At 64.4% G+C, this 17,089-nt stretch carries 16 protein-coding genes; 7 read left to right on the forward strand and 9 right to left on the reverse strand.

The window, feature by feature from the left end:
* Window positions 1-184: 184 nt before the first annotated feature.
* Both FFI89_RS30130 and FFI89_RS30135 read left to right on the forward strand, forming a co-directional pair.
* Window positions 185-1,567, forward strand: coding sequence for a lytic murein transglycosylase (locus FFI89_RS30130; RefSeq protein WP_246669298.1), 1,383 nt, complete (start codon window positions 185-187; stop codon window positions 1,565-1,567).
* A gap of 270 nt (window positions 1,568-1,837) precedes the next feature.
* Entirely contained in the window at window positions 1,838-3,541 is a 1,704-nt protein-coding gene (locus tag FFI89_RS30135; protein ID WP_138831125.1) for a DUF459 domain-containing protein, read from the forward strand.
* A gap of 153 nt (window positions 3,542-3,694) precedes the next feature.
* On the opposite strand, the gene FFI89_RS30140 is transcribed toward FFI89_RS30135, so the two are convergent.
* Window positions 3,695-4,069, reverse strand: a complete 375-nt coding sequence (locus FFI89_RS30140; RefSeq protein ID WP_138831126.1) for a CsbD family protein — start codon at window positions 4,067-4,069, stop codon at window positions 3,695-3,697.
* A 56-nt stretch (window positions 4,070-4,125) separates the two neighbouring features.
* Window positions 4,126-4,860 (reverse strand): SDR family NAD(P)-dependent oxidoreductase, encoded by a 735-nt coding sequence (locus FFI89_RS30145; protein WP_138831127.1) that lies wholly within the window; start codon window positions 4,858-4,860, stop codon window positions 4,126-4,128.
* 136 nt (window positions 4,861-4,996) lie between these two features.
* Here FFI89_RS30145 and FFI89_RS30150 point away from each other — a divergent pair, with 136 nt between their 5' ends.
* Together FFI89_RS30150 and FFI89_RS30155 are read left to right on the forward strand one after the other, a co-directional pair.
* Window positions 4,997-5,776: an SDR family NAD(P)-dependent oxidoreductase gene (locus tag FFI89_RS30150; protein ID WP_138831128.1), complete on the forward strand. Its 780-nt coding sequence runs from the start codon at window positions 4,997-4,999 to the stop codon at window positions 5,774-5,776.
* A gap of 154 nt (window positions 5,777-5,930) precedes the next feature.
* Entirely contained in the window at window positions 5,931-6,818 is an 888-nt protein-coding gene (locus FFI89_RS30155; RefSeq protein ID WP_138831129.1) for a TauD/TfdA family dioxygenase, read from the forward strand.
* 62 nt (window positions 6,819-6,880) lie between these two features.
* Here FFI89_RS30155 and FFI89_RS30160 read toward each other — a convergent pair whose 3' ends face one another.
* Window positions 6,881-7,531, reverse strand: a complete 651-nt coding sequence (locus FFI89_RS30160; protein WP_138831130.1) for a YqgE/AlgH family protein — start codon at window positions 7,529-7,531, stop codon at window positions 6,881-6,883.
* A 135-nt stretch (window positions 7,532-7,666) separates the two neighbouring features.
* Between FFI89_RS30160 and FFI89_RS30165 the strand changes: the two genes are divergently transcribed.
* The 3 genes from FFI89_RS30165 (at window position 7,667) to FFI89_RS30175 (ending at window position 11,219) form a co-directional block, all read left to right on the forward strand.
* Window positions 7,667-8,506: a protein-disulfide reductase DsbD domain-containing protein gene (locus FFI89_RS30165; protein WP_138831131.1), complete on the forward strand. Its 840-nt coding sequence runs from the start codon at window positions 7,667-7,669 to the stop codon at window positions 8,504-8,506.
* A 223-nt stretch (window positions 8,507-8,729) separates the two neighbouring features.
* Window positions 8,730-10,109 carry a flippase gene (locus FFI89_RS30170; protein ID WP_168213101.1) on the forward strand — a complete coding sequence of 460 codons (1,380 nt, stop codon included), beginning with the start codon at window positions 8,730-8,732 and terminating at the stop codon, window positions 10,107-10,109.
* A gap of 279 nt (window positions 10,110-10,388) precedes the next feature.
* Window positions 10,389-11,219, forward strand: coding sequence for a sulfite exporter TauE/SafE family protein (locus FFI89_RS30175; RefSeq protein WP_138831133.1), 831 nt, complete (start codon window positions 10,389-10,391; stop codon window positions 11,217-11,219).
* Between the two features lie 190 nt (window positions 11,220-11,409).
* Here FFI89_RS30175 and FFI89_RS30180 read toward each other — a convergent pair whose 3' ends face one another.
* From FFI89_RS30180 to cysT, 6 genes are all read right to left on the reverse strand, one after another.
* Entirely contained in the window at window positions 11,410-12,198 is a 789-nt protein-coding gene (locus FFI89_RS30180) for a 3-hydroxybutyrate dehydrogenase (protein ID WP_138831134.1), read from the reverse strand.
* Window positions 12,199-12,205: 7 nt separating this feature from the next.
* On the reverse strand, window positions 12,206-13,381 hold the full coding sequence (locus tag FFI89_RS30185) for a patatin-like phospholipase family protein (protein ID WP_138831135.1): 1,176 nt from the start codon (window positions 13,379-13,381) through the stop codon (window positions 12,206-12,208).
* A gap of 148 nt (window positions 13,382-13,529) precedes the next feature.
* A complete protein-coding gene (locus FFI89_RS30190) occupies window positions 13,530-14,024 on the reverse strand; it encodes a CAP domain-containing protein (protein WP_210249041.1) in 495 nt (164 codons plus the stop codon).
* Window positions 14,025-14,227: 203 nt separating this feature from the next.
* On the reverse strand, window positions 14,228-15,277 hold the full coding sequence (locus tag FFI89_RS30195; RefSeq protein WP_138831136.1) for a sulfate/molybdate ABC transporter ATP-binding protein: 1,050 nt from the start codon (window positions 15,275-15,277) through the stop codon (window positions 14,228-14,230).
* Between the two features lie 12 nt (window positions 15,278-15,289).
* Complete coding sequence (gene cysW / locus FFI89_RS30200) at window positions 15,290-16,264, reverse strand: sulfate ABC transporter permease subunit CysW (RefSeq protein ID WP_138831137.1); 975 nt, start codon at window positions 16,262-16,264, stop codon at window positions 15,290-15,292.
* Window positions 16,265-16,274: 10 nt separating this feature from the next.
* Window positions 16,275-17,060 carry a sulfate ABC transporter permease subunit CysT gene (gene cysT, locus FFI89_RS30205; protein WP_246669548.1) on the reverse strand — a complete coding sequence of 262 codons (786 nt, stop codon included), beginning with the start codon at window positions 17,058-17,060 and terminating at the stop codon, window positions 16,275-16,277.
* Between the last annotated feature and the right edge of the window lie 29 nt (window positions 17,061-17,089).

A 17,089-nucleotide genomic window follows, 5' to 3' on the forward strand; every position in this document is an offset into this window, starting at 1 on the left:
TTGCAGCCGGGAACAAAGGCGGATGTGTGGAGGTGATCTGCCGTCTTCCGCTACACCTCCCCTTGCAGAAGCCTGCGGAAACAACAAAATCTGGCCTTTGTTAAGCTATTGGAAACCGTGACAAGGCCTTCTGAAACGGGTTCCTGCGGCTGATAGGCACGACATGCGTTGGACGGAATCGGCGATGAACAAACGAACCGGCGCGATCATGGTTGCGGCGGCGCTGCTGCTTTTCGACCCCGCGCTGATATCTGGCAAAGCCAATGCCCAAACCTCCGGCAATAACGGGGTTTCGAACTTTCTCGGCAATCTCTTCTCCGGGCCGAAATCGGCGCCCTCGCCACAGGCAACGCCGGGCCCCGACGGCGCGCCACCGCCCTGGAGCGGCGAGGACGGCGCCTCCGGGCACCCCTTGATGACGGCCTCGGCGATCCGCGAGGCGGCCGCGAATTTCCCAAACTGTGTCGCCGGGATGTGGCCCGATGCCGCACGCCGCGGCATCACGCAGCCGAACTTCGAGCGCTTCACGGCGGGGCTCGAGCCTGACCTGCGCATCATGGACCTGATGGATTCGCAGCCCGAATTCACCAAGGCGATCTGGGACTATCTCGATATCCTCGTGAACGACAACCGGCTCGCCAAGGGCCGCGAGATCCTCGCCAAGTACAAGCCGCAGTTCGACGCGGCGGAGAAAGCCTACGGCGTCGACCGCTACGCAGTCGCGGCGATCTGGGGCATCGAATCGAATTACTCGACCCAGATGGGCGATCGCAACGTGGTGCAGTCGACCGCGACGCTGGCCTGCATCGGCCGCCGCCAGGCCTATTTCAAGGACGAGTTCCTCACCGCATTGGAAATCCTCAACCGCGGCGATCTGCGGCCCGAGCAGATGCGCGGCTCCTGGGCCGGCGCGTTCGGGCCGACGCAATTCATGCCGACCGCCTTCAAGCGCTACGCCGTCGACGGCGACGGCGACGGCCGCCGCGACGTGGTCGACAACGCCGCCGACCTGATCGCTTCCACCGCCAACAACCTCAAGAAGGACGGCTGGCAGACCGGCCAGACCTGGGGCTACGAGGTGGTACTGCCGCAGGGTTTTGACTTCATGCTGGCCGACAAGGCCAAGGCGATGACAACAGCGCAATGGCAGGGCAAGGGCCTGAAGCGCGCCGATGGCAAGCCGTTCCCGAACTCGACCGACAAGGTCTACCTGCTGGCGCCGGCCGGCGCCGCGGGACCGGGCTTCCTGATGCTGCAGAATTTCCGGGTGATCATGAAATACAACCCGGCCGAGGCCTATGCGATGGCGATCGGGCACTTCGCCGACCGCCTGCGCGGCGGGCCGCCCTTCGTGCAGCCCTGGCCGCGGCAGGAACGGGTGCTGTCGAAGGCCGAGCGGCTGGAACTGCAGCAGCTGCTGGCCCAGCGCGGCTTCTACAAGGGCACTCCGGACGGCCAGTTCGGCGGCCAAACCCGGGAGGCGCTGCGCAGCTTCCAGGCCTCTATCGGGGCGCCGGCGGACGGATTCGCCTCCTCCGACGTGCTGGAGCGGCTGCGGGCGCGCTGAAGCGTCCTGCAGCTTCGGAACGGGGGCTCTACTCTCTTGTTTTGACGCGTTTTCTTTACGCGAACCGGCGTCCACCCCGGATCAAGTCCGAAGGCATGCTTCGCTCGAAAACGCTCCAGGTTTCCGGCCCGAAGTAACCCTGAAAACCACAATTTGGCCGGCGGCTTGACGGTTGTGCCCGAAGCCCGGTTTATGGGCGCGAAATCTGCCCGCTTGCGGCCCGATTCCGCTATTATGCTGATGCCTTCCATTTCATTGCGACCGAGCCGGATGCCGAAGCCAAAGTCCTTTTTTCGCGTATTCACCGAGACCGGTCCCCTGGTCGCGCTGGCGGTTGCGCTCGCGCTTCTGATCGGGATCGCAGGCCCCGCCTCGGCGCAGTTCTTCAATTTTGGTAATTTTGGTGGCCCGCCGCAGCGTCCGGCGCCGCGCAGCAATGGCGGCCCCGGCGGCTGGTTCGGCGGCGACTTCTTCGCACCGTTCCAGCAGCAGGCCCCGCAAGCGCCACGGCAGGATTTTTCCAGGGCGCCGGCGCCCGCCAAGCGCGACACCGTACCGGAACGCAACGTGCTGGTGCTCGGCGACGCCATGGCCGACTGGCTCGCCTATGGCCTGGAAGACCTTTACGCCGAACAGCCCGACATGGGCGTCATCCGCAAGCACAAGACCGTTTCCGGCCTGATCAAGTATCAGCCCAAAGGCGAGCCGGCGGACTGGGCCGCTGCCGCCAGGGGTATTCTCGCCACCGAGAAGCCGGATGCCATCGTCGTCATGCTCGGCCTCAACGACCGTGTCGCGATCCGCGAGCCGGTGGCGGAAAAAAAGTCCGACAAGAAAGACGACAAGGACAAGAAGGACGCGCGCGCCAAACCGGATGCCAAACCGGGCGACGCGAAGAAGCCGGAAGGCGACGCCGCGGCCAAGACCGACGACAAGCCGGTCGATACCGAATTGTCGCCCGACGATGCTGCCGACAATGACGTGCCACCGGTCATTGCGCCGGAAAAGAGCGCACGCTCGGCGAACGGCATCTACGCGTTTCGCGAGGAACGCTGGGTCGAACTCTACACCAAAAAGATCGAGGAGATGATCGGCATCCTGAAATCCAAGGGCGTGCCGGTGCTGTGGGTCGGCCTGCCTGCGATACGCGGGCAGCAGGGCACGGCCGACATGCTGTTTCTCGATGCGCTGTACCGTGACGTCGCCGGCAAGGCCGGCATTACCTATGTCGATGTCTGGGACGGGTTTGTCGACGAAGCCGGACGCTTCGTGCAGAAGGGCCCCGACTTCGAAGGCCAGATGCGCCAACTGCGCTCGGCCGACGGTGTGTATTTCACCAAGCCCGCCGGCGCACGCAAGCTCGCGCATTATGTCGAGCGCGAAATCACGCGCCTGTTGGCCTCGCGTTCCGGCCCGATCGCGCTGCCGACCGAACCCGCGACGCCCGACGCCAATGCCGAACCCGGCAAGCCGGCGCCGCGTCCGCTGGCCGGACCGATCCTGCCGCTGGTGGCGTCATCCGTCGGCACCGATCAGTTGCTCGGCGGACCCGGCACGCGCCCGGCCGCCGTCGACGCACTCGCCGCGCGCACGCTGGTGAAGGGCGAGGCGCTGGCGCCGCCGGCCGGCCGCGCCGACGATTTCGCCTGGCCACGCCGCGAAATCGGCCGCGAGCAGGCCAAGGGCGAGACGCCGGTCGCGACCACCGCGCCGGATGGAACGGTGCCAGTCGCGCCCGGGCAGAAGCAGCTCCTGCTGCCGCAGCAACCACCTCCGCCGCAGCAGAAGAAACAAATTCGACCGGCGCAGGCCGCACCGTCATTGCGCGATTTCTTCGGCGGTTTCGGTACGGCGCCGCGTCAGGCCCCGCCGCCACAGGCCGCGCCGCCTCGCGCTCCGGGACCGGCGATCCCACGCCCGCCGGGCAACGTCGGACGATCGGCGGCCGTACCTGACGGAAGCTTCACGCGATAGATGCTGTGTCGCGCGTTAAGACGAGTCATTCCGGGGCGATGCGAAAGCATCGAACTACGGCGCGCAATTGCGCACCTGAGAATCTCGAGATTCCCCGATGTGCAATTGCACATCTGAGGTTCGCGCTACGCGCCCCGGAATGACAGCCGAAGGCTAACCGTAATACCGCCAGCGCGGCGGCGGGCGGCGCGGCGGACGCGTCATCATCAACGCCAGCGCAAATCCGATACCGCCCGCGACCAAGAGCGCGCCGAGCGGATTTTCCTGCACGGTCCGCGCCACCGCCTTCCGGCCGCCGCGGATGGTGTCGCCGCTGTTATCAAGCGCGTCCTTGGCATAATTGACGGCAGCATCGCCGGCGTCGCGGGCGACGTCCTTGGCCTGGCCGTACAGATTCTGCACCGTGCCTGCCGCTTCGCGCACGCGTCCCTCGGCCTGCGTCTTCGCATCGCCGATCATGTCACCAACAACGCCTTCGGCCTTGCCGGCGAAATCCTTCGCCGCACCGGCGATCCGATCCTTGTCCATCTCGATCACTCCTGTTTCAGGGATGTAACCGACAAAGCCCGATCAGGTTCCGAGCCTCACAAAATCAGCCCGCCATCGACCACCAGCGTCTGGCCGATGATGTAGGACGACAGCGGCGAGGCCAGGAACAGCGCAGCGCCGGCCATGTCGGCGGGGGTGCCAAGCCGCTTCAGCGGGATCCGCTCGATCGCGCCTTCAAGGCGCTTCGGATTGGCCGTCGTCGCCTTGGTCATCTTGGTGTCGACCAGGCCCGGCGCGATGCCGTTGACGCGAATCCCGTTCTCGGCCCACGCCTCGCCGAGCGTGCGCGTCAACCCGACCGCGCCGGTCTTCGAGGCGTTGTAGGCCGGATTGCCCATGGTGGAATGATAGGCCGCGGTCGAACTGACGATGATCAGCGAGCCTTTGGCAACACTCAGCATCGCATGGAATTTGGTCGCGCAGGCCATCAGGCTGATCAGGTTGACTTCCAGAACTTTTCGAAAGCCGTCCATCTGGAATTCGCCGCGGCGGTAAATCACCGCGCCCTGCGCCAGCACCAGCACGTCGAGCTTCTCGAACGGCGGCTTGAAAGTATCGATCGCTTGCGGATTGCCGACGTCGAGCTGGAAATAGTCGAGGCCCGCGAGATCCGAGCCTTCGGCAGCGGAGTAGTCGGTCGCCGCCGCGCGGGTGCCGCACACGGCTGCTCGTGCGCCCTTGGCGCAGAACGCCTGCGCGATGCCGTTGCCGATGCCGCTGGAGCCGCCGACCACCAGCACCTGCTTGCCGCTGAAATCCAGTTCGTTCATCCCGCGATCCTTTTTCTTGTTTGCCCGCAGACCATGCGCGTTTGACCTGTCTGCGGATCGGTGCCAGCCTTGTCAATCCTGCAACGCACCGCAGCCTTGCTGCGAGCCTCAAGAGCCATAACCAAGGGCCAATACAATGTCGGAATTCAAGCAGCTCAGCCGTTCGGTCAAAGGCCTGACCGTTCTCGTCACCGGCGCCGCCAGCGGCATGGGCCGCGCCACCGCGCGCGTATTCGCGGCCGAAGGCGCCAACGTCGCCGTCACCGATATCAACCTCGAGCCCACGCAGGCCGTCGCCGACGCGATCACGGCAACGGGCGGCAAGGCCAAGGCGTGGAAGCTCGACGTCGCCGACCGCACCGACATCACCACGGTCGTGAATGACGTTGCCGAGCATTTCGGCGGGCTCGACATCATCGTCAACAATGCCGGCATCTCCGTGCGCGTCGCGATCGACGATGACGGCTATGAAGAAGCCTGGGCCAAGGGACTGGCGGTGATGCTGACCGCGCATCCGCGCATCATCCGCGCCGCGCTGCCCTATCTGCGCCAATCGAAATGCCCGCGGATCGTCAACATCGCCTCGACCGAGGCGCTCGGCGCCACCGCGCTGCACAGCCCCTATTCGGCGGCGAAGGCCGGCGTCACCGGGCTAACGCGTTCGCTCGCGGTCGAACTCGGCCGCGACGGCATCACCGTGAACTGCATCTGCCCGGGCCCGATCACGACCGCCATCACGTCCCGGATTTCGGACGAGCACAAGGCGATCTATGCCCGGCGTCGCACCGCGCTTAACCGTTACGGCGATCCCGAGGAGGTCGCCCATATGACGCTCAGCCTGTGCCTGCCGGCGGCGTCGTTTCTGACCGGCGCGGTAATTCCGGTGGACGGCGGGCTGATGGCGCGCAACGCGTGAGGCGTGCCGCAACGCACGCTTGCACCGATCTTGCACAGGTCATGACGCCTTGAACGCAGCGCATGCCCTGCTCCGTTGACACGGCGCAATCCCGGAGTAGCCTTTCCGGCAAATGGAGCGGAACAAGCCGCCCGCCGCGCTCAGGAGAAACGCCATGACGGTCACGATCCGGCAGCTTCACAAGCATTTCTTCGGCGAGGTTTCGGGCGTCGATTTGCGCAGAGCGCTGACACCGCAGGAGGCGGCCGACATCGAAGCCGGCATGGACAAATACGCCGTGCTGCTGTTTCGCAATCAGGACATCACCGACGAACAGCAAATGGCGTTCGCGCTGAATTTCGGCGAGCGGGAAAATCCGCGCGGCGGCAATGTCGTCAAGCCGCAGGATTCGCGGCTCTCGACCGGGCTCAACGACGTCTCCAACCTCGGCAAGGACGGCAAGCCGCTGCCGCGCGACAGCCGCGTGCACCTGTTCAACCTCGGCAACTGCCTGTGGCATTCCGACAGTTCGTTCCGCCCGATTCCGGCGAAATTCTCGCTGTTGTCGGCGCGGGTGGTAAACCCGAAGGGCGGCAACACCGAATTCGCCGACATGCGCGCGGCCTATGACGCGCTCGACGACGATACCAAAGCCGAGATCGAGGACATGATCTGCGAACATTCGCTGATGTATTCGCGCGGATCGCTCGGCTTCCTCGACTACACCGACGAGGAAAAGGAGCTATTCAAGCCGGTTCTGCAGCGGCTGGTGCGCACGCACCCGGTGCATGGCCGCAAGTCGCTGTATCTGTCATCCCATGCCGGCGCCATCAAGGGCATGACCGTGCCCGAGGCCCGGCTGTTGCTGCGCGATCTCACCGAGCATGCGACAAGTCCGGAATTCGTCTATGTCCACAAATGGACGGTGCACGACCTCATCATGTGGGACAACCGCCAGACCATGCACCGCGTCCGCCGCTACGACCAGTCGCAGCCCCGCGACATGCGCCGCGCCACGGTCGCCGGCACCGTGCCGACGGTGGCGCAGCAGGCGGCGGAGTAAGCGCGAGCATTGTGCTTGGACTGGCGATTACCGGATGCCCCGCCTTCGCCGGGCATGACGAGCTAGGCGTGCCCGGCTTCGTTCGACAGCATGCCGGGATCGATCCCGATCTTGCGCAGCGCGCGCTGGTATTTTTCGTCGACATCGGCGCCGAAGATCAGGTCCGGATCGGCGTCGCAATGCAGCCAGCCATTGTGCTGGATTTCGTCTTCGAGTTGCCCGGGTGCCCAGCCCGCATAGCCCAGCGCCAGGATCGCGTGTTTCGGTCCCGTTCCCTTGGCGATCGCCTTGAGGATATCGACGGTCGCCGTCAGGCAGATGTCGTCGTCGATATTCAGCGTCGCATCCTCGATGAAGAAATCGCTCGAATGCAGCACGAAGCCGCGGCCGGTATCGACCGGGCCACCCTTCAGCACCTTCATGGTCTCGGCGGTCTCCGGCAGCGCGATCTGGTCCCCGCGCTTGATGATGTCGAGCTGCACCAGCAATCCCGGGAAATCGATGCTGCCCGCCGGGCGGTTGACGATGATGCCCATCGCCCCCTCGGGCGAATGCGCGCACATATAGATGACGGAACGCTCGAACCGCGGATCGCCCATGACCGGCATGGCGATCAGCAACTGGCCGTCCAGATACCCGCCCTCGGGCGAATGATCGCCAACCCCGGCTGGCTTGCGGCGGACGCGTTTCGGTGTCTTGCCTTCAGGGCTCATCCGCAAAGGCCTCTCGTGCTGATTCACATCCTGATATCGGGTGTCGTTTCTGTCAATCAAGCATGCGGCGCCAATCGGTCGCGGATCACACGCAATTCAATGGTTTGCACCGAAACTTGCCTGTAAAGACGTCTCATGATCGTCACGGTTCCACTCCGCGCCGCGCTCGGCGCCGCCGCCATTTTGTCCGTCGCATGCGCCGCATTCGAGGTTCGCGCCGAGGATGCCTCGCCGTGGCAGCGCGACGCCCATTCCGCGGTCCGGCTGCTGGCGGGATCGCGCAGCGGCACGGTCCTGCTCGGCGGCGTGGCCATTCAGTTGCAGCCGGGCTGGCACACCTATTGGCGGACCCCCGGCGATTCCGGAGTTCCGCCGCGTTTCGACTTTTCCAAATCGGACAATGTCGAAGCCGTCACCGTGCTGTGGCCGGCACCGCACAAATTCGACGACGGCGCGGGCGGCACCTCGCTCGGCTACCTCAAGCAGATCGTATTGCCGCTGCGGATCGTGCCCAGGAACGCCGACAAGCCGGTGACGCTTCGCGCCAGCATCAACTATGCCGTGTGCGAAAAGCTCTGCATTCCCGTCGATGCCAGTGCCGAGCTCGCCTTTGCCAGCGTCGCCAGCACCGAGGACGGCACGCTGTCGGAAGCGCTCAACGCCGTGCCGAAACCCGCCAATGTCGGCGATCCCAATCCGCTCACCGTGCTCGACGTCAAGCGCGAGGGAAAGACCAGCGTGGTGGTGGACGTCACGGCGCCCGAGACCAACGACCTCAGCCTGTTCGTCGAAGGGCCGACGCCCGACTGGGCGCTGCCAGTTCCAAAGCTGGTCGAGCACGGCCCGCCCGGCGTCAAGCGATTTGCCTTTGAGCTCGACGGGCTGCCGCCCGGCGCCAGCGCCGACGGCGCGGCCCTCAAGCTGACGCTGGTCGGCGGCGACCGGGCGTACGAGTTCAATGTCAATTTGAACTGACCCGAAGGGTCATTCCGGGGCGACGCGTAGCGTCGAACCTCAGATGTGCAATTGCACATCGGGGAATCTCGAGATTCTCAGGTGCGCAATTGCGCACCGTAGTTCGCGCTTCGCGCGCCCCGGAATGACAGCTCCCACAACCCCCACCCAACCGAATCTTAACGAATCGTTGATAGATCAGGCACCACCGCCGCCTCGCGGCGCGTTCCGGGGATGTTTGGCTGTGGCCGTGACGGATACGCAATCTGCAGACGCTTCGCCGGCCGGTGCGGTCGCCCGGCTGCGATCGCTGCTTCGCAGCCTGCTTGGCGGCGCGGGCGAAGCCTCCGTCACCCGCCGGCTGGCCGGCACCATCTTCATCATCCGTGTCGTCAGCGCGGCACTGGCCTATTTCTCGCAGATCGTGCTGGCGCGCTGGATGGGCGGCTCGGACTACGGCGTCTATGTCTATGTCTGGACCTGGGTGCTGCTGCTCGGCAGCATGATGGATTTCGGCATCTCGGCGTCGGCGCAAAAGATCATTCCGGAATACCGCACCCGCGGCGAGCACGCGCTGCTGCGCGGCTTCCTGTCCGGCAGCCGCTGGATGACGTTGGCGGTGTCTTCCGTGGTCTCGCTGGGGCTCGCCGGCGTCGTCAAGGGACTGTCGCCGTGGATCGACGCCAACGCGATCGTTCCGCTCTATATCGGCTGCCTGACGCTGCCGGCCTTCGTCGTCGCCAACACCCAGGACGGCATTGCGCGTTCGCATGACTGGATGCGGCTCGGCCTGATGCCGCAATTCATCGTGCGCCAGTCGCTGATCATCGGCTTCACCGCCGGCGCCTTCGTGCTCGGCTTTCATCTCGGCGCCACCGCCGCGATGCTGGCCAGCGCCGCCGCGGTCTGGATCGCGATGATCGGGCAGATGATCGTGCTCAACCGCAGGCTCGGCAGCCATGTCGGGCCGGGTGCGAAAGCCTATGATTTCCGTGGCTGGCTCGCGGTCTCGTTGCCGATCCTGCTGGTGGAGAGCTTCTATTTGCTGCTGTCCTACACCGACGTGCTGGTGCTGCAGCAATTCCGCTCCTCGGAGGAAGTCGGCGTCTATTTCGCCGTCGTGAAGACGCTGGCGCTGGTGTCCTTCATTCACTACGCGATGTCGGCGACGACGGCGCATCGTTTTGCCGAATATCACGCGCTTGGCGACAAGGCGCGGCTGTCGGCCTATGTCGCGCACGCGATCCGGTGGACGTTCTGGCCGTCGCTCGCCGCGACCGTGGCGCTGCTGGCGTTGGGCAAACCGCTGCTGTGGCTGTTCGGACCGCAATTCGTGGTCGGCTACGACATCATGTTCATAGCCGCTATCGGCCTCGTGGTCCGCTCGGCGATCGGCCCGGTCGAGCGGCTGCTCAACATGCTCGGCCATCAGCATATCTGCGCCCTGGCCTATGCGCTCGCCTTCGTCATGAACGTCGTGCTCTGCCTCGTACTGGTGCCACGCTTCGGCGGCCACGGCGCCGCGGCAGCGACCTCGATCTCGCTGGCGTTCGAGACCGTGCTGTTGTTCTGGATCGTCCGGCAGCGGCTCGGGCTGCACGTGCTGGCGTTCGGGAAGCGCTGATCCCGCAAGCCCGTTCCAAGCGTGCCATATGGTATGCCAGCGCGCTGTAGCCTCAAACTAGCCACGTTTCGCGGTTCCGCCATGCACCCGATACCGGCATCGGATGCGCGAGCGCGAGCGCAGAATACGATTTCGCGGCACGCGGGCGGAGTGGGGGAAAAACCCATCGAATTCCGGTACGCGCATCAAACATTCTTATTTCGTATGGCCGGTCGCGAACGGAAGCATCCCGATCCCGGCACTGCTATATTGCGGGTCCACCGGAACTTGATCCTCGATATGATTGACCCACTCTATGTTGCATCGGGATTTGGCGTCGGCGTTCTGGTCGGGATGACCGGGGTCGGTGGCGGCTCGTTGATGACGCCGTTGTTGATCCTGCTGTTCGGCATCCATCCGACGACGGCGGTCGGCACCGATCTGCTATACGCCGCCGCGACCAAGACCGGCGGCAGCCTCGTGCATGGCTGGGCGCGCAGCATCCACTGGCCGGCGGTCATTCGCCTGGCCAGCGGCAGTATCCCGGCGAGCATCCTGACGCTCGTTGCGATGTCGAAACTTGATCTCAACGGGGCGTCCGAGCGCAGCCTGGTCAATCTGGTGCTGTGTTTTGCGCTTTTGCTCACGGCGATATCGCTGATCTTTCGCAAGGCGATCCTGGAGCGCTACCGCCGGCGCCTGGAGCAGCTCGATGACGTCACAACGGCCCGTGCGACCGTGATCGTGGGCGTGGCGCTGGGTGTGCTGGTCTCGATCTCGTCCGTAGGGGCCGGCGCGGTCGGCGTAACCGCGCTGCTGCTGCTCTACCCGCGGCTGCCGATGGCGAGCATCGTCGGCTCCGACATCGCGCATGCGGTGCCGCTGACGCTGGTCGCCGGAATCGGACACTGGGCATTGGGCGCGATCGACTGGTCGCTGATGGGCGTATTGCTGATCGGATCGTTGCCCGGCATCGTCATCGGCAGCTACTGTGCCGTGCGCGTGCCGGAGAAGGTGCTGCGCGTAGCGCTGGCGTCGGTTCTGATTTTGGTTGCCGGCAAGCTTGCGTCCGGCGAACTGCATTTGTCGCCGGAGAGCATGATGGCTTTTTCCCGGAGCGTCGCCCACTGAGTGAGGTGCGCCGCAGGGCCGGAAACCCGGCTTTGATCGGCATGAAGCAATCTTGCTGTCATCACCCGCCTTGTGCGCAATTGCGCACTGGAGCGGGTGATCCAGTATTCGCGGTTGCCGGTTAGGTCAACAATGCCAGACAGGCGTACTGGATGCCCCGCTTTCGCGGGCATGACAGACAGAGATGCCTTTACTCCGCGGTCCAGCCGCCGTCGATCGACAGGTTGGCGCCGGTGATCTGGGCGGCATCGTCGCCGCACAGGAACAGCGCAAGCGCGGCGACCTGTTCGGAGGTCACGAACTCCTTGGTCGGCTGCGCCGCCAGCAGCACGTCGTGAATGACCTGCTCCTTGGTAAGGTTGCGCGCCTTCATGGTCTCGGGGATCTGGTGCTCGACCAGCGGCGTCCAGACATAGCCGGGGCTGATGCAGTTGCAGGTGATCTTGAAGGTCGCAAGCTCCAACGCCACCGTCTTGGTGAGACCGGCGATGCCGTGCTTGGCCGAGACATAGGCCGACTTGAACGGCGAGGCGACCAGCGAATGCGCAGACGCGGTGTTGATGATGCGGCCCCAGCCGCGTTTCTTCATGCCGGGCACCGCGGCGCGGATGCCGTAGAACGCCGATGACAGGTTGATCGCGATGATCGCTTCCCACTTCTCGGGCGGAAACTCCTCGATCGGCGACACGAACTGGATGCCGGCATTGTTGACGAGGATGTCGACCGAGCCAAAGGTGGTTTCGCCGAGCGCGATCATTTCGGCGATCTCGGCGGGCTTGGTCATGTCGGCCGGCGAGTGCACGGCCCTGACCTTGAAGTCGGTCTCGATGCCGGAGCGTTCCTTCTCGATATCGGCCGGCGCGCCCATGCCGTTGAGCACGATATTGGCGCCGGCGCCCGCGAACGCGCGCGCATAGGCCAATCCGATGCCGCTGGTCGAGCCGGTCACCACCGCGGTCTTGCCTGTCAACGTACCCATTTTTCCTTCACTCCTTTTTGCCTGCGGGGGCATCGGAAATGTCCCCCGTGAGATCGTAAGTCACCATGGTTTCCCCGGTTTGCGGGCGTTCCAGCCAATCCTTGTGACGCATCGACAAATGAACGTCGCGGACGCCCGCATTCCAGTGCTCGACCACGCCGACATGCGAGAAGTCGTAATCCTTCGACGAGGATTCGTAGTTCTTGCTCTTGTAGATCAGGTGCACCACGGTGACAGTGTTTTCCCTGGAAGCCTTGCACAACAATTCGACCGACGGGTCCTTCTTGAGATAATCCGGCAATTTCCCGAGCAGGTCGCGCACCGCCATCCGCGCATTGTGAATCTGCTTGTTCTTGTCCGTGTTCATCCGGGTGCGGCTGGAGTAGCGAATGTCCTTTTCGCGCTCGGCGGCTTCGAGCAACGACATCGGCAACTCGCCGCGCGCGGAGAACAGGTCGACCTGGAAAATCAGCAGATCACGGGCGGTCACTTCGTCGAGGACGAAATCCAGCGGCGTGTTGGAAGCGATGCCGCCGTCCCAGTAATGCTCGCCTTCGATCTCGATCGAGGGGAAACCAGGCGGCAGCGCGCCTGAGGCCATGATGTGCTCAGGGCCGATTTTCTTGCCGAGCTTCTTGAATTCGTAGTTGTCGAAATACCTGAAATTGCCCGAGGTGACGCCGACCGCGCCGACGCTGAGCCGGGTCTTGAGGTCGTTGATGCGGTCGAAATCGACCAGCCGTTCCAGCGTCTTCTTCAGCGGTGCCGTATCGTAATAGCTCTGCGATTGCGGACTGCCGGGCGGCCACAGCGGCGCGGGCGGCACGCGCGGGGTAAAGAATCCGGGCACGCCGAAGGTAGCGATCAGGGCAGCACTGGTTTCGTTGAACAGCGTTCGCGCGCGATCGCCCGATCCGACCGGATTCCAGGACACTGGGGACGAGACCATGTCCCAGAATTCCTTCAGCCGATCGACGCGTTTGTCGGGACCATTACCGGCGATGATCGCGGAGTTGATCGCACCGATCGATATCCCGGCAACCCATTCCGGCTCAAACCCGGCGCGGCACAGCGCCTGAAAGGCGCCGGCCTGATAAGAGCCAAGCGCACCGCCCCCTTGCAGCACCAGCACCCGCTGCGCGTTGGCGGGCGTCGTGGCGGAGGCCGTCTCGGAACTATCCATTGTGACCGTCAGCTAGAGGGCAATGACGTCAGCACCGTGGCGGCAGTTCACGGCGGCGTCAATCCGCGAGATCGATGCAGCGATCACGCCGAGTTTATCGCTTTGTTTGGGCGCGGCTTTTTCGAAAGGCCCTGCCCCGACCGCGCGCTTAAGTTGATGCAAGAATGAGCGTCCAGAACACCTTGTACTTGGTGTTTGGAGCATAAGTCGCCGCTATGCCCAATTTTGTGACACCGTTCTTGAGCATGTTGGCCTTGTGCGGGGGCGAGTCGCGCCAGCCCGAAAACGCTTCCGCCAGCGTATGGTAGCCGGCCGATACGTTCTCCACCGCCAGCGTGGCGGGATAGCCGGATGCGCCCAGCCGCTTCTCCAGCGGGCCTTTGACATCGTGATCGAGCTTGTTGCGGCCGGCCATCGCCTGCGACTGCTGCTCGGCCAGCTTCATCAGATCGGGATCGACCACCACGGCGCCGAGCCCGTTGTTTTGCCGGTACAGCGAGATCATCGAGGCCGCCGCCTGCGGATCGAGCGTGGCGCCGCCGTTGGCCATGCTCAGATACATGGTCGGCTGTTCGGGCGGCGGATTGTCGGCCATGCAGCCGCCCAGCGCCAACAGCCCGATAACGGCAAAAATAGCCCGCATGATTCCCGATTTCCCCAGATGGTCTGCCGTTGTTGCATACCAACCGTGGCTGAATGGTGAACGATGGGGCCGACGGGAGTCATTCCGGGGCGCGAAGCGAACCTCAGATGCGCAAGGGCGCATCGGGGAATCTCGAGATTCCCCGGGGTGCAATTGCACCCCTGAGGCCTGGTCCTTCGGACCATCCCGGAATGACCCCTACCTTAATCCTGCGCAGCGAAGATGCGGTAGCGGCGGGGCTGCAGGCTGACGATTTCGCCGGCTTGAAGTTCCCGGTCCCGGGGCGCGTCGATCTCGATGACGGTGTCGCCCTCGCCGCCCGCCAGCGCCACCTCGGCCCGCTGGATCGGGCCGAACGAGCGGACATGGCGCACCGCGCCTTCCAGCGAACCGGACCCCGCCGGGCCGATCTGCATGTCGTGGCGGCGGATGAACAGCTTCGATGCGCCCGAAGCCGCGCCGTTGGCGGCGATGTTGAGCGGGCGGCCGCCGAGCCGCACTGAGCCGCCGCTGACATCCACCGGCAGCACGATGGACTCCCCGATGAAGCCGTGCACGAAGGCGGTCGCCGGATGGTCATAGACCTCGCCGGGCGTGCCGATCTGCTCGATGCGGCCCTTGTCCATCACGACCACGCGGTTGGCGACTTCGAGCGCCTCCTCCTGGTCGTGGGTGACGAAGATCGAGGTGACGTGGATTTCCGAATGCAGCGAGCGCAGCCATTGCCGCAACTCCTTGCGCACCTTGGCATCGAGCGCGCCGAACGGCTCGTCGAGCAGCAGGATGCGCGGCTCGATCGCCAGCGCCCGCGCCAGCGCGATGCGCTGCCGCTGGCCGCCGGACAGCTGGCTGGGATAGCGGTTCGCCAGCCAGTCGAGCTGCACCAGGTCGAGCAATTCCTTGACCCGGGCGCGGATCGTGGCCTCGTCCTTGCGAATGGCGCGCGGCTGCACCCGCAAGCCAAAGGCGACATTTTCGAATACCGTCATGTGGCGGAACAGCGCGTAATGCTGGAACACGAAGCCGACATGGCGCTCGCTCGCGCCCTGCGCCAGCGCGTCCTCGCCGTCGATCGACACCTCGCCGGCGTCAGGCCAGTCGAGGCCGGCGATGATCCGAAGCAGCGTGGTCTTGCCCGAACCGGACGGGCCGAGCAGCGCCAGCAATTCGCCATTGCCGACCTTGAGGTCGACATTGTCGAGCGCCGCGAAGGCGCCGAACTTCTTGACGATGTTTTTGACTTCAATGGTCACTTGGAAAATCCCTTAACAGTCCCTTGAACAGTCCCTTGGGGCTTGCCCTTCGTCCAGACGCCGTTCCAGAACGGTCTTCACGACCAGCGTTATCAACGCCAGCATCGCCAGCAGCGAGGCGATCGCGAACGACGAGACGAATTGATATTCGTTGTAGAGAATCTCGACCAGCAGCGGCATGGTGTTGGTCTCGCCGCGAATGTGGCCTGACACCACGGACACCGCGCCGAACTCGCCCATGGCGCGCGCGTTGCAGAGCAGCACGCCGTACAACAGGCCCCATTTGATATTGGGCAGGGTGACACGGAAAAAGGTCTGCAGGCCCGACGCGCCCAGCGAAATCGCAGCTTCCTCCTCCTGCGTGCCCTGCTCCTGCATCAGCGGGATCAGCGCGCGGGCGACGAACGGAAACGTCACGAAGATGGTCGCGAGCGCAATGCCCGGCACCGCGAACAGGATATGGATATCGTGCGCCTGCAGCCAGGGACCGAAATAGCCCTGCGCGCCGAACAGCAGCACGAAGACGAGACCCGAGATCACTGGACTGACCGAGAACGGCAGGTCGATCAGCGTGATCAGGAAGGTCTTGCCGCGAAAATCGAATTTGGCGATTGCCCAGGCCGCGAGTACGCCGAACACAAGGTTGAGCGTGACCGAAATCGCCGCCACCATCAGCGTCAGCCGGATCGCCGCCAGCGCCTCCGGTTCGGCGAGCGCGCTGAAGTAGGCGCCGACGCCTTTTGAAAATGCCTGCGCGAACACCACGACCAGCGGCAGTACCACGAAGACGGTGAGGAACGTGACCGCGAGCCCGATGATGACGAAACGTATCGGGCCGGGCTCAGTCCGCAGATTGCGCCGCGACCCCAGCGGCCGCGCGCGGGCATCCGCGGTGCGGGAAGCCGGCGAAGCAATGCTGAGGTCGGCTGCGGGCGCGTAGGCCCGCAGCTCGGTCGCAGCAGTGACAAGGCCCGATTGCGTCGACATCAATGGGTCCTCAATGTACCGGCGTGCGGTTTTGCGCCCAGCGCTGCAGGCGATTGACGACGAAGATGATCAGGAACGAGGCGAGCAGCATGACCACAGCGATGGCGGTGGCGTCGGCATAGCGAAATTCGGAAAGCCGGATCACGATCAAAAGCGGTGCGATTTCCGAGACGTTCGGCAAATTGCCGGCGATGAAGATGACGGAGCCGTATTCGCCGACCGCGCGCGCGAACGCCAGCGCAAATCCGGTCAGCAGCGCCGGGATCAAGCCCGGCAGGATCACCCGGAACACGGTGTGCCAGCGGTTGGCGCCGAGGCTTGCGGCGGCCTCCTCGATCTCGGGATCGAGGTCGATCAGCACCGGCTGCACGGTTCGCACCACGAACGGGATGCCGATGAAAATCATCGCGATGAAGATGCCAGTTGGCGTGAACGCGACCTTGATGCCGATTTCAGCCAGCGGCGCGCCGAGCCAGCCTTTTTGCGCGAACAACTGCGTCAATGCGACGCCGGCCACCGCGGTCGGCAACGCAAAGGGAATATCGACGATGGCGTCGAACAGCCGCCGGCCCGGAAAGCGATAGCGCACCAGCGCCCAGACGATGATGGTTCCCACCACCAGGTTGACGCAGGCAGCGGCAAAGGACAGGCCGAACGAAATCTTCAGCGCGTTCAGCGTGCGGCGGCTGGTGACAATTCCCCAGAACTGGTCGAACGACAGTTCGAAGGTCTTGAGAAACAACGCGGCGAGCGGGATCAGAATGATGACGGAGAGCCATGTCAGGGTCAGTCCCATGGTGAGACCGAACCCCGGCAGGCTAGAGC

Source organism: Bradyrhizobium sp. KBS0727, from assembly GCF_005937885.2.
Taxonomy (GTDB): Bacteria; Pseudomonadota; Alphaproteobacteria; order Rhizobiales; family Xanthobacteraceae; genus Bradyrhizobium.